The organism is Flavobacterium nitratireducens (assembly GCF_029625335.1).
Taxonomy (GTDB): Bacteria; Bacteroidota; Bacteroidia; order Flavobacteriales; family Flavobacteriaceae; genus Flavobacterium; species Flavobacterium nitratireducens.
Genome location: NZ_CP121111.1, coordinates 2,656,635 through 2,677,047 on the forward strand (window position 1 = coordinate 2,656,635; position 20,413 = coordinate 2,677,047).

The 20,413-nt window shown below is 34.0% G+C and carries 17 protein-coding genes, 2 tRNA genes and 2 pseudogenes; 7 read left to right on the forward strand and 14 right to left on the reverse strand.

Annotated features, from left to right (window positions below; all coding sequences use genetic code 11):
* Positions 1–32: 32 nt before the first annotated feature.
* The 3 genes from P5P90_RS12475 to P5P90_RS12485 form a co-directional block, all read right to left on the reverse strand.
* Positions 33–105, reverse strand: a tRNA-Met gene (locus tag P5P90_RS12475).
* A 344-nt stretch (positions 106–449) separates the two neighbouring features.
* Positions 450–1,610: an acyltransferase family protein gene (locus P5P90_RS12480; protein ID WP_278034984.1), complete on the reverse strand. Its 1,161-nt coding sequence runs from the start codon at positions 1,608–1,610 to the stop codon at positions 450–452.
* Positions 1,611–2,114: 504 nt separating this feature from the next.
* A tRNA-Met gene (locus tag P5P90_RS12485) sits at positions 2,115–2,187 on the reverse strand.
* A 118-nt stretch (positions 2,188–2,305) separates the two neighbouring features.
* Here P5P90_RS12485 and era point away from each other — a divergent pair.
* Both era and der read left to right on the forward strand, forming a co-directional pair.
* The gene (era, locus tag P5P90_RS12490; RefSeq protein WP_278034985.1) at positions 2,306–3,193 is read left to right on the forward strand and encodes a GTPase Era; all 888 of its coding nucleotides are present in this window, start codon (positions 2,306–2,308) and stop codon (positions 3,191–3,193) included.
* 199 nt (positions 3,194–3,392) lie between these two features.
* A complete protein-coding gene (gene der / locus P5P90_RS12495; protein ID WP_278034986.1) occupies positions 3,393–4,703 on the forward strand; it encodes a ribosome biogenesis GTPase Der in 1,311 nt (436 codons plus the stop codon).
* A gap of 64 nt (positions 4,704–4,767) precedes the next feature.
* On the opposite strand, the gene P5P90_RS12500 is transcribed toward der, so the two are convergent.
* The 3 genes from P5P90_RS12500 to P5P90_RS12510 all read right to left on the reverse strand — a co-directional run bounded on the left by P5P90_RS12500 (position 4,768) and on the right by P5P90_RS12510 (position 8,331).
* Positions 4,768–5,007: a hypothetical protein gene (locus tag P5P90_RS12500; protein ID WP_278034987.1), complete on the reverse strand. Its 240-nt coding sequence runs from the start codon at positions 5,005–5,007 to the stop codon at positions 4,768–4,770.
* Positions 5,008–5,091: 84 nt separating this feature from the next.
* Positions 5,092–7,635, reverse strand: coding sequence for a TonB-dependent receptor (locus P5P90_RS12505; RefSeq protein WP_278034988.1), 2,544 nt, complete (start codon positions 7,633–7,635; stop codon positions 5,092–5,094).
* A gap of 282 nt (positions 7,636–7,917) precedes the next feature.
* Positions 7,918–8,331 (reverse strand): RrF2 family transcriptional regulator, encoded by a 414-nt coding sequence (locus P5P90_RS12510; RefSeq protein WP_278034989.1) that lies wholly within the window; start codon positions 8,329–8,331, stop codon positions 7,918–7,920.
* A gap of 160 nt (positions 8,332–8,491) precedes the next feature.
* Between P5P90_RS12510 and P5P90_RS12515 the strand changes: the two are divergent.
* Both P5P90_RS12515 and P5P90_RS12520 read left to right on the forward strand, forming a co-directional pair.
* A pseudogene (locus P5P90_RS12515) lies at positions 8,492–8,644 on the forward strand (IS256 family transposase); the annotation flags it as partial.
* A 170-nt stretch (positions 8,645–8,814) separates the two neighbouring features.
* The gene (locus P5P90_RS12520; RefSeq protein WP_422851712.1) at positions 8,815–9,699 is read left to right on the forward strand and encodes an IS982 family transposase; all 885 of its coding nucleotides are present in this window, start codon (positions 8,815–8,817) and stop codon (positions 9,697–9,699) included.
* 39 nt (positions 9,700–9,738) lie between these two features.
* Here P5P90_RS12520 and P5P90_RS12525 read toward each other — a convergent pair whose 3' ends face one another.
* From P5P90_RS12525 to P5P90_RS12555, 7 genes are all read right to left on the reverse strand, one after another.
* On the reverse strand, positions 9,739–10,341 hold the full coding sequence (locus tag P5P90_RS12525; protein WP_278034990.1) for a hypothetical protein: 603 nt from the start codon (positions 10,339–10,341) through the stop codon (positions 9,739–9,741).
* A gap of 98 nt (positions 10,342–10,439) precedes the next feature.
* Entirely contained in the window at positions 10,440–11,267 is an 828-nt protein-coding gene (locus tag P5P90_RS12530) for a tetratricopeptide repeat protein (RefSeq protein WP_278034991.1), read from the reverse strand.
* A 205-nt stretch (positions 11,268–11,472) separates the two neighbouring features.
* Positions 11,473–12,303 (reverse strand): TPM domain-containing protein, encoded by an 831-nt coding sequence (locus tag P5P90_RS12535; protein WP_278034992.1) that lies wholly within the window; start codon positions 12,301–12,303, stop codon positions 11,473–11,475.
* Between the two features lie 3 nt (positions 12,304–12,306).
* Complete coding sequence (locus P5P90_RS12540; protein ID WP_278034993.1) at positions 12,307–12,744, reverse strand: TPM domain-containing protein; 438 nt, start codon at positions 12,742–12,744, stop codon at positions 12,307–12,309.
* A gap of 91 nt (positions 12,745–12,835) precedes the next feature.
* Positions 12,836–13,429: a LemA family protein gene (locus tag P5P90_RS12545; RefSeq protein ID WP_278034994.1), complete on the reverse strand. Its 594-nt coding sequence runs from the start codon at positions 13,427–13,429 to the stop codon at positions 12,836–12,838.
* 80 nt (positions 13,430–13,509) lie between these two features.
* The gene (locus P5P90_RS12550) at positions 13,510–13,842 is read right to left on the reverse strand and encodes a MerR family transcriptional regulator (RefSeq protein WP_278034995.1); all 333 of its coding nucleotides are present in this window, start codon (positions 13,840–13,842) and stop codon (positions 13,510–13,512) included.
* A gap of 120 nt (positions 13,843–13,962) precedes the next feature.
* A complete protein-coding gene (locus P5P90_RS12555; RefSeq protein WP_278034996.1) occupies positions 13,963–14,940 on the reverse strand; it encodes a M23 family metallopeptidase in 978 nt (325 codons plus the stop codon).
* A gap of 219 nt (positions 14,941–15,159) precedes the next feature.
* Here P5P90_RS12555 and alaS point away from each other — a divergent pair.
* Positions 15,160–17,794, forward strand: a pseudogene (gene alaS, locus P5P90_RS12560) (alanine--tRNA ligase).
* 82 nt (positions 17,795–17,876) lie between these two features.
* Here alaS and P5P90_RS12565 read toward each other — a convergent pair.
* On the reverse strand, positions 17,877–18,257 hold the full coding sequence (locus tag P5P90_RS12565) for a hypothetical protein (protein ID WP_278034997.1): 381 nt from the start codon (positions 18,255–18,257) through the stop codon (positions 17,877–17,879).
* Positions 18,258–18,610: 353 nt separating this feature from the next.
* Here P5P90_RS12565 and P5P90_RS12570 point away from each other — a divergent pair, with 353 nt between their 5' ends.
* Positions 18,611–19,381, forward strand: coding sequence for a hypothetical protein (locus P5P90_RS12570; RefSeq protein WP_278034998.1), 771 nt, complete (start codon positions 18,611–18,613; stop codon positions 19,379–19,381).
* A 32-nt stretch (positions 19,382–19,413) separates the two neighbouring features.
* A complete protein-coding gene (locus P5P90_RS12575; protein WP_278036526.1) occupies positions 19,414–20,376 on the forward strand; it encodes a GSCFA domain-containing protein in 963 nt (320 codons plus the stop codon).
* The last annotated feature ends 37 nt before the right edge of the window (positions 20,377–20,413 follow it).

Sequence of the window (20,413 nt, forward strand, 5' to 3'; positions counted from 1 at the left end):
AAGCCTCCTATTTCTAGGAAGCTTTTTCTTAGTAGCGGGAACAGGACTCGAACCTGTGACCTTCGGGTTATGAGCCCGACGAGCTGCCTACTGCTCTATCCCGCGATGTGGGTGCAAATGTACAACTATTAATAGTTGTAATGCAAGTGATTATTGAAAATATTTTAATCTGTTTCGTAAATGCCTGGATTACAGTTTTTTGTTTTGTGTTTTGTGGGGTAAAAAGTTAGTTGTTAGTTTTGATTTGATGACTTAGATGGAATCATTAATCAAACGAAAAGAGCCTTTTTTATATGGATATCTACGCTTTGTTTATTTATATATGGAATACGGTTTATGCATTATGGTTTCACAATTACTTTGTAATTTAAAGAAAATATTTAGCGAAAGTAATTGTAAACTAAAAAAGTAAGTTTAGTTATTTAAAACTTCAAATTTCTATTCTTTGCTCAAAGAATTAGATGTTTTTTCAACGATTTTTTCGATAACCATTTCCTTATTGGGACATCGTAAAATTTAAAACTTGCCCAAGCAATTAAAATTCCCATTATTAGCACGCTTACAGAGACTAATATCATAGAGAATTGTGATTCCTTCATGCTTTCTTTATGATTGGCTATATAGGCCATTTGCATATAGATTAAAGGGTAATGAGTAATGTATAAAGGATATGAGATGTTGCCTAAAAAGCGGTTAAACTTGCTTGCTAATTTATTGGTTATAGAACCACTAGCTCCAATGTAAATTACAAAAGGGAAAACAAAAACAATGATAAGTGCTTCATAAAGGCCGTTTATCCATACGTTTGTTTGGTCTCCAATTCTTGGGATTGATAAAGGTACAATTATTAAAATGCAACTCCATAAGAAGGCGTTTTTTATATGACCGGGTTTAACAACCCTTGAAATCAATAATCCAATAAAGAAAGGGTATAAAAGTCTTGTAAGTCCAATTTGAAGCTGGGTGGAATTCAAAGACCATCCTCCTGTTACATTTCCGGAAGGACTTGTAACTGCAAAATGAATCAGTAGTATGCCGGAAATTAGTGCTAAAAATCCCAGTAATTTGTTAGAGAATTTTCTAATAATTAAGGCATAAAGAATATTGGCAACATATTCAAAAAAAAGTGACCAGGCCGGACCGTTCAGAGGATACATTTCTTGCCATCCTCTAATGTCCATAGAAATGGGAACCGGAATCAAAAACATACCTATAAGCATAAAGATCATCATTCTTCCTATCGGAATGGTGTTAATCATAGGAAAATCGACACTACCCTGAAAATAGAATGTCAGTGCGCCCAAAATAGATCCAATAATAATCATCGGGTGTAGTCGAATCAATCTTCGTTTGAAAAAATCTTTTAGCGACATCTTGTTCCAACGATCGTCATAGGCATAACCTATAACAAATCCTGATAAAGCAAAGAAAAAATCAACGGCTAAGTAACCGTGATTTATTAATTGTGTAAAAGGATTGCCTAATGAAAAAGACTCCAATATGTGAAACATCACAACTAAAATAGCTGCAATGCCACGAAGTCCGTCTAAAATTTCGTAATGTTTTTTTGAGTCTGAAAAACCGATATAATTGCTGTTATTTTGGTTCATAATTTAAATAAATGGTAGTTTTGGTTGTTAATTAGATTGTTTTATGTTAGTAGTCAGTAAATTAAATAATAATATTTTTATTTATTGTAAAAATATTCTATTATTTTATTGAGTAATAATAAAAGCTTTAAGATTTTAAAAATAAGGTACAGTGGGGTAAAATGATATTGTTATTAAAAGATTTAATACCTTTCAATAGAGATGTTGTAGGGTTAAACGGGATAGATAAGGAAGTAAAAAAAGATTTGCTTTTTAAACAAAAAAACTCATATTGAATATGAAGTTTTTCTTGGTAACAGGAACAGTTCCGTTCCGAAGCGTCGGAATCGGGATAACCTGTGATTTTGTAAACAAAAAAGCTTCAGATTTTTCAGAAGCTTTTTCTTAGTAGACTATTCAGACCGGAAAATCGAATCTTTGATAGATGAGATGGATGATTTTGTTGACTTATTTGAGAGCACAAAAAAACCTCAAGAAGACTCTTGAGGTTATTGGTTCAACTAGTAGCGGGAACAGGACTCGAACCTGTGACCTTCGGGTTATGAGCCCGACGAGCTGCCTACTGCTCTATCCCGCGATGTTTCGGGTGCAAAGATACGATTAAATTCCACATTTCCAATGTTAAATTTAAAAAAATCTTTTTATTTCGTCTATTGGCTTGATATGACTACCTTTGCAGCATTAAATTAAATAGAATGACAGCACATAAAGCAGGTTTTGTAAATATTATAGGGAATCCTAATGTAGGGAAATCGACATTGATGAATGCCTTTGTGGGAGAAAGATTGTCTATTATTACCTCAAAAGCGCAAACTACCCGTCATAGAATTCTTGGGATTGTAAATGGAGATGATTTTCAGATGGTACTTTCCGACACGCCTGGAATCATTAAACCGGCATACGAAATGCAGGAATCGATGATGGATTTTGTAAAATCAGCTTTTGAAGATGCAGATGTGTTGATTTATATGGTGGAAATAGGAGAGCAGGAATTGAAAGACGAAGCTTTTTTTAATAAAATTATCCATTCCAAAATTCCGGTTTTGTTGTTATTGAACAAAATTGATAATTCAAATCAAGAGCAATTAGAACAGCAGGTGGCTTTCTGGACTGAGAAAGTGCCGAATGCAGAAATTTACCCAATATCGGCTTTACAGAATTTCAATGTGCCGGAAGTTTTTCAAAGAATCATTTCGTTATTGCCCGACTCACCTCCTTATTATCCAAAAGACCAATTGACCGATAAACCGGAACGTTTCTTTGTGAATGAAATTATCCGTGAGAAAATCTTATTGAATTACAGCAAAGAAATTCCGTATGCGGTAGAAATTGTAACGGAGGAATTTATTGAAACCGATAACATTATTCGAATTCGTTCGCTGATTATGGTGGAGCGCGATACACAAAAAGGAATTATCATTGGTCATAAAGGTGCAGCATTGAAAAAAGTAGGGGTGGAAGCCCGTGAAGATTTAGAGAAATTCTTTGGTAAACAAATTCATATTGAGATGTATGTGAAAGTGAATAAAAACTGGAGGACTAACACCAATATGTTAAAACGATTTGGGTATAACCAGAAATAGTATTCAGTGGTCAGTTTGAAACATTATAATTACTGAATACTTAATGCTGAATACTGCAAACTAAAAGTGTACCTTTGCAAAAAAAAAATAAAAATACCGGATTTTAGATGTACAATGGAATGCCATTTTCAGGAATCTGAAAGAAAAGCTCTAAAGTCTGAAACCAAGCTGTCGGGAGACAGTATTAAAAATAAAAGAAATGAACAACATTGTTGCCATTGTAGGAAGACCAAACGTAGGTAAATCGACGCTTTTTAATCGATTGATTCAAAGAAGGGAAGCGATTGTAGATTCGGTTTCGGGAGTTACCCGTGACAGAAACTACGGAAAAAGTGAATGGAATGGAAAGGAATTCTCTGTAATTGATACGGGAGGATATGTGCGTGGATCAGAGGATGTTTTTGAAGGCGAAATTCGTAAGCAGGTAGAATTGGCTATCGACGAAGCGGATGTAATCATTTTTGTGGTTGATGTTGAAGAAGGTATTACACCTATGGATGAAACAGTGGCTAAGTTGTTGCGTAAAGTGACTAAGCCTGTTTTATTAGCCGTAAATAAGGTTGATAATGCCATGCGTGAGAAAGATGCGGTGGAGTTTTACAACCTTGGTTTAGGTGATTATTACACATTTGCCAGTATTTCAGGAAGTGGAACAGGAGATTTGCTAGATGCTTTGATTGAAGCTTTTCCTGAAAAACCAGAAGTGGTAGAAGAAGAAAAAGTATTGCCTCGTTTTGCAGTGGTGGGACGTCCTAATGCGGGAAAATCAAGTTTTATCAATGCCTTGATTGGTAAAGACCGATTTATGGTTACAGACATCGCAGGAACGACTCGTGATGCGATTGATACAAAGTTTGACCGTTTTGGTTTCGAATTTAACTTGGTCGATACTGCCGGAATTCGTCGTAAGGCTAAGGTAAAGGAAGATTTAGAATTCTATTCCGTAATGCGTTCGGTACGTGCGATTGAGCATGCTGATATTTGTATCTTGGTTATCGATGCGACCAGAGGATTTGAAAGTCAGGACCAAAATATCTTTTGGTTGGCACAAAAGAACCGAAAAGGTGTGGTGATTTTGGTAAATAAATGGGATTTGGTTGAAAAAGATACTATGTCAACCCGTGATTATGAAGAGAAAATCAAGAAAGAATTAATGCCATTTACCGATGTGCCTATTCTTTTCGTTTCGGCATTGACTAAACAACGTTTGTTGAAAGCGTTGGAAGCTTCAGTTCAGGTGTTTGAAAACAGACAACAACGTATTCCAACTTCTAAATTCAACGAGTATATGTTGAAGGTGATTGAGGCTTATCCGCCACCAGCGACCAAAGGGAAGTATGTGAAAATTAAATATTGTATGCAGTTGCCATCACCAACGCCTCAGTTTGTGTTTTTTGCCAACTTACCGCAGTACGTAAAAGAACCTTACAAACGTTACCTTGAAAATAAAATCAGAGACAATTGGGACTTTTCAGGAGTGCCAATTGATATTTATATTAGAGAGAAATAATAGAAAAGTCCCGTTCTGAACAATCGGAATTGGGACTTTTTTTTGGAATAAAATGATTAAGGATTTAATTGTCTTCTTCGTCTTCCAGCGTGTCCATAGGATGATCTTCGTACCAATCTTTAAAAGTTTTATTGGTAGTGTAGTTATCGGTCAAAACAGTATAGCTCATCAATGGGATTAAAATAAATCCTATACTGTGCATCATTAATAGTATTCGGATATTGACATTGGTTTGATTCAATGTAGCAAATACAAATACATAAGCCGTGGTAAATCCTAGCAGTTTCATTGCAAAATTTTTCATAGCTCCATTTTCTCTTAAAGTTACGATTTTTATGCTGAATAGGCTGTTAAGTTGTTGGTAATTAGTGTTTTGGTTTTTTTTGTTTTACAACGTGTATTTCAAAGTAATACCATAGGTTCTTTGGTCACCCAATACACCTGCATAATGTCCTGCATTTCCACCTGCAGGTAATAGTTGTTCGAAATAATCTTTATTGAAAAGGTTACGTCCCCAAATATGAGCCGATAAACCTTCTGCTACTCGGAAACCCAAACGACCGTTAAAAATCGCATAACCGGGAACAATTAAATATTTGGAAGCAGAGGGACTGGATGAAAATTCCGTACGAGAGTAGGCATCTAATCCAACAAAGAATTTCCCTAGGTTGCCAAATAATTTAGCGTCTTTTGTGTATTCGCCGCCAAGACTTCCTGCCCATTTTGAAACCCCAGGCAAACTCGTTCCTGAAACATCTTTAAATGAAATGGAAGATCCTGTTTCTTCTAAGGGTAGTGGGGCATTGATAAATTTGATGTATTTTCCATCGGTATAGGTGGCTGCACCATTGATGCTAAAATGGGAGTTGATAGTAACGCTAAAATCAACTTCGGCACCTCTTACTCGTACTTTATCCGCATTGGCCAAATAACCACGGTTGACACCTAATTCAGCCGCCTGAACATTGGTTTGGTAATCGGTAATATCTGTATTAAAGAAAGTAATGTTGAAAATCGTATTGTTGAACGGCGTTGTTTTAGCACCAATTTCATAATGATTTACTCTTTCTGGTTTAATAACAGCCAAATCCAGTGCTGGTTGACCGTTAACAGTAGGAAGACCAGCAACGTTTACGCCAACAGGTTTGTAACTTTTAGCGTAAGTTGCGTAAGTATTTACTCGGTCAGTTGGTTTATAAGATAGTGTTAGGTTACCTGAAAAGTCGGTAGCATCGGTATTTTTAGCAAAATTTTGGTCGCTGTATACTAATTTTTTTATGGCAATTAATTCAGGGTCGTTCGTTTGTAAACCGCCATAAGTACTACGGTTGTAAGTAGCGTCTTTTTTATCGTAATTGTATCGTACTCCTGGTAAAAGATGTAATTTTTCCGAAATTGTCCAGTCTATTTGTCCAAAAATAGCTGCTGATACGGCATGAATACTAGCGTCAGTATTAATTCCGTAACCTTCAAATAAACCAGGAGTAGCCCATTTAGAAGTTGTTGTACTTTGTGAAAAACGCCATTGTGCATTTCCTGATTCTTCTGTTCCGGTGGTGTGTGAATTTTGGTCGATAAAAAAGATACCTCCCACAGCACTAATGTTTGAAGCGATTTGTCCTGCATAACGTATTTCTTGCGTGAATTGCGTTTGTCTGGTAGGATTTTGTGATTTAGCCAAAACTTGTAATCCTGTAAAATCTCTATCATTAGATGGATCCCAGTTCCAAAAACGCCAAGCCGTAGTTGAAGTTAGTGTTCCTTCGCCAATTTTAGTGTCGATATTTAAAGAAGCACCTCCTAAATCTTGTCCTGAACGCCAAGGGGTATCATGATCGATTTTTCGGTCAAATGGATTAGTACTTGGTAATTGATAATTTAAATCGGCAATGATTTGGTTGAATTGTCGGTAAGCGGCTCTTTGGGTTGGAGCAACTCCTGCAATAACTTGGGCATAACCGTCAGGACGTTGGGTAGTAATATCTGCCGAGAATAAGACATTAGTATTGGCCGTTGGGGTATACAATAATTGTCCTTTAATCCCTAAATTGTTCAAAGTGTTTGTCGATTTTCCTGTAGCCACATTGTCAATTAGTCCATCTCTTTGGGTTCCTGAAAAGGATATACGCCCCGCAATTTTTTTAGTTAATCCGCCTGTTACCGATGCTTTTGCTTGTAAGAATGTGTAATTTCCATAGCTCACTTCAAAATTTGCTCCCGGTATGAAACTAGGTTTGCGAGTCGTAATGTTAAAGGCACCTGCGGTGGTGTTTTTTCCAAATAAAGTTCCCTGTGGTCCACGTAATACTTCAATCTGACTGATGTCGACAAAGTCTAAAGTCGTAGCAGCTGGACGTGCATAATACACACCGTCAACATAAAAACCTACTCCAGGATCAATTCCGTCATTGGTCAATCCAAAAGGCGAACCTAAACTTCGAATGTTGATTCCTGTATTTCTTGGATTGGATGAATATAATTGTACCGAAGGGATGAGTTCTTTGATTCGATTCACATTAAAAGCGCCCGCTTGTTCGGCTTGTTTTCCACTTACTACCGAAATAGGAATCGGGACATTTTGTGCTTTTTCAATTTTCCTTCTGGAAGAAATGACCACTTCGGCAAGTTGGTTGTCTTCTTTTAAAATAATTGTTAATGGAGTAGAAGGTATTGCGGTTAAGTAAATTTTTTCGGTTTTATATCCTGTGTATTGGATAGACAGGGTAATGGGTAATTTTCCTTGTGTATCAATAGTAAAATCACCGTTTTTATCAGTTGTTGTGCTAATTGTTGTTCCGTTTATCACAGCATTAGCTGATTCTAAAGGATTGTTATCTATTGTATTTACACGTCCCGTAATGGTTTGTGCCAATGTGCTTGAAAGACTTAGTAATAAAAGAGTTGCAAATGTATTTTTTATGATTGTTTTCATTATTTTAGTAATTATATATGATTAGTAGAACTTAAACCTAAATTTTTTTTACTGACACATACACATCATGCAATAATGAATTGTTGTATTTGAATTTGATAATGTTTCTTTTTTTGCGCTTTTTTGAATGAAGCTTTTTTGAATGAAGCTTTTTTGAATGAAGCTTTTTTGAATGAAGCTTGTTTGAATTGTTTTCATCGTTTAATAATTATAATGATAATTGTAAATCGATGCAAATATATATAAATTCTATAAAAATAGTAGAATTAAAGAGCTATTTTTTTATTTGTTCACTAGAGAAGCGATAGTAATCCCTTGCATGGCCTTTAAAGTTTCGTCTCTAATGGTCATCAAGCCGTGTCGTAGCAGGCATTCTGACTCGTCCGTACAATCCGAACAACGTTCGTAAAAATTTAAAGAAGCACAGGGTAATAATGCGATAGCACCATCAAATAATCGGTGAATATCGGCTAAAGTGATTTCATCTTTGGATTTTAAAAGGTAGTATCCGCCTAATTTTCCTTGTTTACTGCCTACTAAATGCCCACGTTTTAAATCCAATAAAATCTGTTCTAAAAACTTTTTAGGGATATTAGCCGATTCGGCAATATCAGTAGTTTTAGAAATATGATTCGCTTCCTGTTGCGCTAGATAGAGTAGGGCTTTGAGAGCGTATTTGGTTTTTTGTGAAAGCATATACGGTTGTATCTGGCTGGTTTAAATTAAAATCAGGATAAAGATAAATAAATTTATAAATCAGTCAAGAAATTTCAATAATGTTTTTGTGAAATTTAGTAAGGGATTTTATTAAATATTATGAACACTATATTAAAGTTGTAAACTTATTGTTTGGATATCCAAAATGTCGTTCCCAACAGATGATGCTGTATTAAAATCGGTATTTTTGGCTTTAAGAGAAGCGACCAAAAAATGGTCAATGCCTATTCAAAATTGGGGAATTGTTTTAAACCAATTTACCCTTATATTTGAAAAAAGGCTCCGATTATAAAAACGAAGCCTTAACTTTTCAACTTACACACTTTTTGGGATAGTGTCCATTCATAAACTATTTATTCTCTTAACCCGTTGGGTGAAATTATTTGAAGTAAATTAAATTGATTAGATATTGGTCAAGACACTGCAAAGCAGTATCTTGAAGTCGCTAAACAACCAACATCCATGTCAAATATAGTTAAAAATTATTTTAAGGTTTTAGAAGTTATAAGTTCTTTGAATTATGATTCATTATTTAAATCAAGAGTTGGAAGAAGCGGCAAGATGTCTGATTTAGAGGTCGTAGCACTTAGTTTAACTGCTGAATTTATGTCTATTGATAGTGAAAACTCACTTTTCAAACAAATTAGTCCAGATTTAATTCCTAACTTAATTGAACGCAGTCAATTCAACAAAAGAAGAAGAAAACTGTTTTTGTTTTCTGAAGAAGTCCGAAGCAAACTAGCGAGTCGATTTCTTGAGTTTGAGAATTATTTTATTGTTGACAGTATGCCGTTGGAAATCTGTAAATTTTCTCGTCATTGCCGAATTAAAATATGTAAAGAGCATTTTGAAACAGCTCCTTCCAAAGGTTTTTGTGCCTCACAAAACAATTGGTTTTATGGATATAAATTACATGGAGTTTGTTCTGTAGATGGTGTTTTCCATTCTTTAGAGATTACAAAAGCAGAAGTTCATGATGTTCATTTTCTAAAGAATATAAAACAACAATTATCTGATTGTGTATTACTTGGAGATAGAGGGTATTTGTCAGAATCGATTAGGCTAGACCTATTTCGAACAGTAAAAATCCAATTAGAAACACCAATGAGATCCAATCAAAAAAACTATAAGCCTCAACCATATATTTTTAGAAAATCAAGAAAAAGAATTGAAACCCAGTTTTCACAATTATGCGACCAGTTTTTAATTCGAAGAAATTATGCTAAATCTTTTGCTGGTTTTAAAACAAGAATTTTAGCAAAAATAACAGCAATGACTCTAATTCAATATATCAATAAATTCATATTTGATAGACCTATAAATAATATTAAAAATCAAATTATTTAATTTCACCCAACGGGTTCTCTTAGCAATAAAATATCTTGACTATTCCCACCATAAAAGTTCTTTGCTCGCTTTATCAAGTTGTAATTTTACATTGTCATTAATAGCATTATTTTCTACAATAATTTCTTTTCTATAGTCATAACAATCTTCAAATCTAGCTAATATTGTATAATCTCTATCTAATATTAAAGTCTCTTTTCTCGAATCATAACCTCTCTCATTGTAAAGAACTTTATATGCATCATTATATTTTTTGAATTTTACTTTTCCTTTGTTGCAAAGATGAAAATTTCCTAACATCCTATCTATATGAATGCAAGTGTCTTTTTTAGCAGGAGAGAAATATAGAAATTTAGTAGTGTCATTTTTTATGTTTGAAAAAATAAAAACAGCTCCATCCTTTTTATAAAACGATTGTTTGTAATCATATTTCTTTTTCCCCTTTAAGTCAATAGTTAAATATTTTTCACTGATTGTATCTTGACTAAATACATATTTTCTTAAAGAGAATCCAATCAAACTATCTTTTTCAGAATATAATTTGTAATAAATATTTTTTACTTTAATTGCTTCTGTATTATTGCAGGAAAGAAATATCAATGAAAATAAAATACCGGTTGTAATTAATATTTTGTTTGTCATTTTACTTTCTTTTTTTAAAGTTTGTTGATTTCTTTTCTATTGGGTTTTGTTATAAATAGGTACTTAAAAATATATTTGGAGAGTAATTAAGACATGTGTTATTTACAATACTTACTTAATAATTCCACCGCAGCGTCGAAGTGAAAGCTAACCGATTTTTTTATATCGGAGCAATAATCGCCTTTAATTTTAAAATTAATAAAATAGATGGCTCTATTGTAATAGGCTTCAGGATCATCGGGCGTTAGATTTACTACTTGGTCAAAATCGCTTTTGGCATCGATATTAACCATAGCTTTCGAAATGGCTCTGTTTTGGTACGCTTCCACAAATTTTGGATCAATTTCGATGACTTTGTCAAAATCAAGGATGGCTTCTTTGTGCAGGTTTAATTTTGATCTTATGATCCCTCTGTTTTGATATGCCTGAAGGTATTTGGGATTGATGGAAATGCTTTTGGTATAGTCATCAATTGCACCTTTTGCATCGTCGATCATTGTTTTAGAATACGCTCTGTTGAAGTAGGCTTTTTGTATAGTATTGTTTAAAGCGATACTTTTTGTATAACATTCAATCGCTTGTTTGTAATCTTTTAATTTAATGATTGTATTTCCTTTGCTATAATAGAATCTATAGTTATTCGGATCTAAAGATATAGCTTTGTTATAATCGGCTATGGCCGCAAGATAATCTTTGTTTAGATAATAATAGTAGCCTCTTAGGTAGTAATTATCACCGCTTGGGTTCTTGAGGATTTCGTCATTTATTTTTTCAATTTCTTGGGGCATTTCATTTTCATCAATATCTGAGAAGTCTTGAGATTGCATTGTAAGGCTAAAACAAAGTAAAAAAAGGAAAATAACGTTTTTCATAGAAGTAATCATTAGGACTGTAAGTTTTTCAAATGTAGGGTATTTATCTTTCATTTTTTAGAAAAATAAGTACTAAGATTTTGTCATTTAAATGCCTCCTGATTTTTAATAAGAAAGTCATATTAGTAAAGAACTTTTTTGATACTAAAAAACCACTTCGCTTTGAAGTGGTTTATTTGTAATTTTATTGTTTGTTTTTTATTGTCGAATGCTTTCCTCGAAAAGTAAAATTATGTTAGGTGCAAATTGAAACTGGATTTTACCAACTTCCGCTAGAACCACCGCCAGAGAAACCTCCGCCGCCAAATCCTCCTCCGAAGCCGCCTCCACCAAAACCACCGCCAGAAGAACCTCCAAAGCCTCCACCGAAACCACCGCTGTTTCGACCTAGATTGCTTAAGATAATCACATCTAATAAGCTAGGGCCGCCACCGCCATTATTGCCTGAATTTCCGCCACCACCTTTATTTCTGGAAGCTAAAATGATGATAAAAACAATGATGATAATGAATGGCAGGATGGGAAAATCTTGTTTTTGTTGGTTTTGTTTTCGAGTCCCTTTGTATTTGCCTTTAAAAACGTCAAATAAAGCATCGGTTCCTTTGTCAACTCCATTATAATAACTACCTGCTTTGAACTCAGGAATAATAATATTTCTAATGATTTCACCACCAATTCCTGCTGTCAATCTATCTTCTAAACCGTAGCCAGGATTAATGGCTATTTTTCTATCGGTTTTAGAAATCAGAATAATCACTCCGTTGTCGTCTTTGGCAGTGCCTCCAACTCCCCAGGTTTGACCCCATTTGGTTGCCAGTAAACTAACATCTTCGCCTTTTAAGCTTTCTATGGTAATGACTACAATTTGTGTAGTTGTAGTGTCAGAATAGCGAATGAGTTTTTCTTCCAGTTGCGTTTTTTCATTCTCGTTAAAGAGTTTGGCGTAATCATAAACCGAAGTTTGCAAACTAGGTTTTTCCGGAATGGTAAATTGTGAAAAGATACAATTGCTAGAAAAAAGTACAAATAGTAAGAGTACAAATTGAAAAATTCCTTTGGAATTTGAGTTTTTCTGAGTTGGAATTTTCATTATTTATCCTTTTGAGATTTCGTTAGATAATTCATTGGTGTCGCCTTCTTGCCAAGGGAAATATTTTTTAAGCTGTTCTCCGGCTCTTAAAATTCCGTCAACAAGTCCTTGTTTAAAATTGTTTTGTTTGAATTGCACTACCATAGCATCACGGGTACAGTTCCAAAAATCAGTACCAACAACATCGTTGATTCCTTTATCACCACAAATCACAAAGTTATGATCGTCAACCGCTAGATAAATTAAAACGCCATTTTTAAGAGCTGTTTCATCCATTTTTAATTCATGGAACACCTCTTTGGCACGTTCGTAAGCGTCCATAGTGGTAGTTCGTTCGATGTGCACTCTAATTTCACCAGAAGTATTTTTTTCGGCTATTCGTATAGCTTCAACAATTTCGAGTTCTTCTGCTGGAGTTAAAAAATCTTCTACTTTTGACATGGGAATTATTTTTGAATGAAGATTAACGATTTTTGATTGTAGAAGTTTATATTCTGCAATCAAAAATCGTTAATCGAAAATCTGAAATCTTTTAGAATTTTACTTCCGGAGCTTTATCAGCACCTTCAACAGCATTGAAATAGGCTTTTTCTTTAAAACCAAACATACCTGCAAACAATGAATTTGGAAAGGTTTTGATGTGGGTGTTATATGGTTTAACAGCTTCGTTAAAGCGAGTACGAGCCGTTAAAATTTGATTTTCTGTACTAGCTAATTCATCTTGTAATTTCAAGAAATTTTGGTCTGCTTTTAAGTTAGGATATTGTTCTACTGATACTAATAATCTTGAAAGTGAACTACTTACTCCGCTTTGCGCTTTGTTGAAAGCTTCTAGTTGTTCTGGTGTAATATTGGTTGGATCTACCGTAGTTTGGGTAGCTTTGGCACGAGCCTCAATTACTGCTGTCAAAGTACTTTTTTCATGCTCTGCATAACCTTTTACGGTACTTACAATGTTTGGAATAAGATCATTTCGTCTTTGATAAGCTGTTTGTACATTTCCCCAAGATTCTTCAATGTCTTGACTTAAAGTTACTGCTGTGTTGTTGATTCCTTTAACCCAGCCGTAAATTCCAAAAATAATAACTGCACCTATAATCCAAGGTAAAAATCTTTTAAAATCCATGTTTGTTTAATTTAAAGTTTATTAATTTATTTTTATTTATTTATTTATTTATTTCTAACTCATGACTCATAACTCATAACTCATAACTCATTTTTTATATTATTCAACTGTACTTTTATAGCTTCTAGTTTGCTAATAATTTCAAATTTGTCTAAGGTTTTCTTTTGTCCTTCTTTCAAATGGGTCTTAGCTCCTTCCAGTGTAAAACCTCTTTCTTTAACCAAATGGTAAATGAGCTGAAGGTTCTTGATGTCTTCGGGTGTAAACATTCGATTGCCCTTGGCGTTCTTTTTAGGCTTTAAAATGTCAAACTCACTATCCCAAAAACGAATCAATGAAGCATTGACATCAAATGCTTTGGCCACTTCACCAATGCTATAGTATCTTTTTCCTGGTTGTAATTCTATGTGCATGTTTTTTTAAATTCCAAATTAATAAATTTCAAAATCCAATATTTTAATTCTAAAATGAGCAATTAACAGTCAAAAAACGTTAATCAAGTGACTGATTACTCTAAAGCTGAACACTGAATACTAATCCAGAGATTGATTTTCTTGGTTAGCTAATTTAGATATAGCAACGTATTCTGCAGCAGAAATATTACCATAATAAAAATTAAGCGGATTTACGACACGACCATCTTTATGTACTTCATAATGCAAATGTGGCGCTTCTGATCGTCCCGTGCTTCCTACATAACCAATAATGTCTCCACGTTTTATTCGTTGTCCTGGTTTGCAATTGTATTTGCTCAAATGCGCATACAAAGTTTCGTATCCATAACCGTGCCTAATCACAATATGATTACCATATCCAGACGCTCTGTTGTCAGCTTGTTTTACAACTCCGTCACCTGTGGCAAAAACAGGAGTTCCTTTTTTTGCTGTAAAATCCATGCCTTCGTGCATTTTTCTTACTTTGGTAAAAGGGTCTGTGCGATAACCGAAACCAGATGCCATTTGTTTTAAATTTTCATTTCTGACAGGTTGGATGGCAGGAATGGCAGCTAATAATTTGTTTTTTTCTTTAGCGAGTTTTAAAATATAATCTAAGGATTTGGATTGTATAGCTAATTCTTTGGTCAATACATCCACTCGTTTAGTTGTTTGTAAAACCAGTTGGGTATTGTCATAACCTTCCAGCGCTTTGTATCGATTTACATCAGTAAAACCTGCTTTTCTTTCTTCTGCAGGAATAGGAGCCGTATTGAAATAAGTGCGGTATAAATTATTGTCTCGTTCTTCAATGGCTTCGATGGCATTATCAACCTGATCCATTTTTTTATTCAAAACGGCATAATTTAGCTTCAGATTCTCAATTTCACGAAGTAATAAACGGTCTTTTGGGGTGTCAAAATAGGGAGTGTTTAATAAAAGAACAAAGCTGAGAAATCCAAATAAAGCTGAAGCCAGTAAAAACAAGGCTACAAAGCCTACTTTTTTTCTTTTCTTGACTTTAATTTTGCGATATGCCAGATTTTCAGAATCGTAATAATATTTTACTTTCGCCATATTTTAAAATACCCTATTTTTGCAGCTCCAAAAAAAGCGCATTGAACAAATTTAATAAATGTTTTAGTTGTTCGACCCTTTTTTTAGTATTAAATATAATATAAAATTGATTGAAAGAGCTAAAAATTCAGTGATTTAAAAATTGTTGAATTTAGGAGTTTTAAAAAAAACAAATAAAAACTTTGTGCCTTAGCGCCTTAGTGGCAAAAAAAAATAAAAATGAAATCACAAGACATTCGCAAAGCGTATTTACAATTCTTTGAAAGTAAAGGACATTTAATTGTTCCTTCGGCTCCTATTGTTCTAAAAGACGACCCTACTTTGATGTTTAATAACTCAGGTATGGCACAGTTTAAAGAGTATTTCTTAGAAACGCCACTCCAAAAAGTAATCGTATTGCCGATACGCAAAAATGTCTTCGTGTTTCAGGAAAGCACAACGATTTAGAGGATGTAGGTTTTGATACGTATCATCACACTATGTTTGAAATGCTTGGAAACTGGTCTTTTGGAGATTATTTCAAAAAAGAGGCTATTCCATGGGCTTGGGAATTTTTGACTGAAGTGTTGAAATTAGACAAAGACCGTTTGTATGTTTCTGTTTTTGAAGGAAACGAAGCGGAGAATGTGCCTTTTGACCAAGATGCTTTTGATATTTGGAAACAATTCGTTTCGGAAGACCGCATTATCCTTGGAAACAAAAAAGACAATTTCTGGGAAATGGGGGATCAGGGACCATGCGGGCCTTGTTCAGAAATTCACATCGATTTACGTTCAGACGACGAAAGAGCGGCTATTTCAGGTTTTAGCTTAGTAAATGCCGATCATCCGCAGGTAGTGGAAATTTGGAACAATGTATTTATGGAATTCAACCGTAAAGCCGATGGTTCGTTAGAAAAATTACCAGCACAACACGTTGATACCGGAATGGGATTTGAGCGTTTGTGTATGGCGATGCAAGGAGTAACATCAAACTACGATACGGATGTATTTACACCGCTGATTGAAAAAGTAGAGCAAATTACAGGATTAAAATATACTTCAAACGAAGTTAAAAATATTAGCGAAGAGCAAAACAAAATCAACATTGCAATTCGTGTTATTGTAGATCACGTGCGTGCGGTAGCCTTTGCGATTGCCGATGGACAATTGCCATCAAACAACGGAGCGGGTTATGTAATTCGTCGTATTTTACGTCGTGCGATTCGTTACGGATTTACTTTCTTGAATACTAAAGAGCCTTTTATTAACCAATTAGTCGCTGTTTTAGCGGATCAAATGGGTGAGTTTTTCCCAGAAATCAAAAAACAACAAACTTTGGTTACAAATGTCATTCGTGAAGAAGAAGCTTCTTTCTTGAGAACTTTAGATCAAGGATTGCAATTATTGGAAAATGTAGTGGCTGAAACAAAAGGAACGGAAGTTTCTGGAGTAAAAGCATTCGAATTATACGATACTTTTGGTTTTCCAAAAGATTTGACAGCTTTGATTTTGAAAGAGAAAGGCATGTCATTCAATGAAGAAGAATTTGATGCTTCGATGCAGGAACAAAAGAACCGTTCCCGCGCAGCTTCTGAAGTTTCTACCGATGACTGGAAGGTTTTAGTAGATGGTAACGTAGAATCTTTTGTGGGTTATGACCAAGTAGAAAATGAGGTCAAAATTACTCGTATCCGTAAAGTAGATTCTAAAAAAGATGGTGTTATGTACCAGATTGTGTTAGATGCTACACCGTTTTATCCAGAAGGAGGAGGGCAAGTAGGAGATAAAGGAGTTTTAGTTTCGGCAAATGAAACAATCGAAATCATTGATACTAAGAAAGAAAACAATTTGATTTTGCATTTTGCTAAAAAATTGCCTGAAAATCTTACAGCTTCATTCGTTGCAAAAGTAAATACAGATTTAAGAACGAATACTTCTAAAAATCACTCGGCTACTCACTTGATGCATCAGGCCTTGCGTGCTATTTTAGGAACTCATGTGGAACAAAAAGGATCATTGGTAAATCCTAAAAATTTACGTTTTGACTTTTCTCATTTCTCAAAGGTAACGGATGAGGAATTGCAACAGGTGGAAGATTTTGTGAATGCAAGAATCCAGGAGCAATTGCCTTTGATTGAAAGAAGAAGTATTCCTATCCAACAAGCTTTAGACGAAGGTGCAATGGCTTTGTTTGGTGAAAAATATGGTGATAATGTTCGAGCGATTAAATTTGGAGACAGTATGGAGTTGTGTGGAGGTATTCACGTAAACAACACAGCTGATATCTGGTCTTTCAAAATTGTTTCGGAAGGTGCTGTGGCAGCTGGAATTCGTCGTATTGAAGCGATTACAGGTGAGGGTGTAAGACAATTTTTGCTTCGCAAGAAGAATTGTTGAGCGAAATTAAATCGGCATTAAAAAATCCTCAGGACGCTGTAAAAGCGGTGGTTTCTTTACAGGATGAAAATGCGAAGTTGAAAAAACAAGTAGAAGCTTTGTTGAAAGAGAAAGCTAAAAATATGAAAGCCGAATTGGCTCAGGAATTACAAGAAGTAAACGGAGTTCAATTCTTAGCAAAACAAGTAGATTTGAACCCAGAGGGGGCGAAAGATTTAGCGTATGAGTTGGGTAATTTAGGGAATAATTTGTTTTTAGTTTTGGCTACTGCCGAAGAAGGAAAACCAATGTTAAGCTGCTATATTTCGAAAGAATTAGTAGCGGAGAAAAACTTAAATGCTGGACAAGTTGTTCGTGAGTTAGGAAAGTTTATCCAAGGTGGTGGTGGTGGACAGCCGTTCTTTGCTACTGCAGGAGGTAAAAATGCAGCTGGCATTCCAGAAGCTTTAGCAAAAGCTATTGATTTTGTGAAATAAATTGCAAAGTACACTAAAATAGAAAACCCTTTTAGTTTGAAAGCAAACTAAAAGGGTTTTTCGTTTTTGGTTATTTATATAATTAGTTGTGACTGGTTTCTATTCCGTTGTCTTCTAAAATGTCTAATAAATAATTGTTTTCTTTTGGGTCGTATTGTTCAATACCGCTTTGATACCATTTCAATAAAACACTTATTTGATAATGATTATAGCCATCGGTATCAACATTAATACCTAATAATCCAGCAAGTAGAAATTCATCTAGGACTTTTTCGTTTACAATTTTTTTAGGAATGCCATCAAGGATGTTTCCATTAAGACTCTCATAGTCAAGTCTACCAGATTTAAAACCTTCATTAAAAGCCGTGCTAGTTGAAATTTTTACTTTAGTATGAGGATTTTGTCCTTTAGAATAGCCTTCTAAATAGTCCTGTCTGTAAATAGGGTTGAAAATGTTTTTCATAATATATTTTACTGGTATACAAGTCAAATGTAGAAGCAAATACGAACTATACAACTTAAAATCGTTGAAAGGAAAAAAACTCTTTAAACCGCTTTGCGAGTGCATTTGGTCGTAAAAAAAGGGTTTTAAAATTGGCTGATTTCGTGTAAAAAAGCAACGCTTTGTGCTGTTTTTTTAGCTAAAATCATCTTCATTTTGAATATATTCTGTGCAATAATAATTTGGTGAATTTTAGAGGTAAAAAAGCACTTTTTAACGAGTTTTTTAGTCGTTAAACTTATTTTGTTGCTATAGCCATGTTAAATATATAGTTTTGAAATCCCAAATTTTTAGTTTAATTAACCTATTTCGTGATGCAAAAAATTACCCAACTATTTTTTTTGATTGCTACCGTAGCGATTCTTTTGACTTCTTGTGCAAATGATAAGGACGATAAGGGGAAAATTTTTATCAAAATGATAGAAACTACTGAAAATGGTGTTTCTGAAAATTCCATTTTTAAGTATCTTGACAATCAAATCATAAGCTCTGAAAATTCAAAACAAAAAATTGAATATACCTACAACAATGGTTTAATTACTAAAATTGTAAGCTATAATAAGCTAAATGAATCGAGTGTTGTTTTAGAGTATACTTATGAAAATGAGCAATTAGTCAAACTTACTTCTTCTGAAAATTATGTGATTTATTATACTCATGCTAGTGATGGTAAAATTTCATATGAGAAATTTTCGGGTTCTTCAAAGGAAGAAGGACAAAAACTAAGTCATGGTGTTTTGTATTTTAAAAATGATAATTTGGTTAAGAGTGAGAATGTTGTCGATGTAATCGCAGAGGACAAAGTAACCACTACTACAATATCATACGAATACGATACTTATAATAACCCATATAATAGTATTGTAGGTTATAATAAATTATTAGATAAAGCTGCTATTGTGTCAAAAAACAATGTTGTTATGATTGTTGCTGAAACAGCGGTTGTAGTAGGTGATCAAACAATTTCTTCGGCAAAAATGCATACTATAGCTTATAAATACGACAAAGACAATAATCCAACGGAGCAAGAATCAGAGTCAAGTTTGAATAATCCTAATTATTCTAAAATCCAATATTTGTATTAATATTTTAATACTTATTTTTGGAAAAAAATGTAATGCTGTTTCGTACCGTAATTCCAATTGCTGAAAATTCATTTCCTATTGATTATCATTCCAGAATTCTAAGTCTGGGTTCCTGTTTTGCGGTAAATATGGCGGCCCAATTGGATTATTATAAATTTCAGCATTCCTGTAATCCATTTGGTATTATTTTTAATCCTGTTTCTATCGGAAAATTAATCGAAAGAGCCGTAAATAAAGATTTTTTTACCGAAAAAGATGTTTTTTTTCACAATGATTTATGGCATTCTTTTGAAGTTCATTCGGAACTTTCAAATCCAGATAAAGCAACTTTTTTGAAATTATTAAATGAATTAGTTGTTGCAACAAATAACCAAATAACAAAATCAACGCATTTCTTAATTACCTATGGAACTTCTTGGGTGTATCGCCATATAGAAAGTGAGCAAATTGTAGCCAATTGTCATAAAGTGCCTCAAAAACAGTTTTTAAAAGAACTGCTTTCGGTTGAGGTTATTCAAAATTCCATCCTAAATACAATTGCGCTAATTCAAAAAGTAAATCCTAATGTCAAATTTATATTTACGGTTTCGCCAGTGCGCCACATCAAAGATGGTTTTGTAGAAAATACGCTAAGTAAAGCGCATTTAATTAGTGCCATTCGTCAAGTTTTAGAGGATTCTACTATCTATAATCTAAAATCTTCAATCTATTTTCCGAGTTACGAAATTATGATGGACGAGCTGCGTGATTATCGTTTTTATGCCGAAGATATGTTGCATCCTAATCAGGTTGCTATTGATTACATCTGGCAACGATTTAAAGAAACAACAGTTTCAAAATCGGCATTGCCAGTATTGGAAGAGATTGGCAGTATTCAGAGCGGGTTAAACCATCGTCCTTTTAATCCTGAATCAGAAAGTCATCTTAAGTTTGTAGCTAAACTACAAGCTAAAATTGCATTACTTCAAACTCAATTTTCTCACATTCAATTTTAAAAATACGTAATTTTTCGTATTGATTGCCTCTTATTAT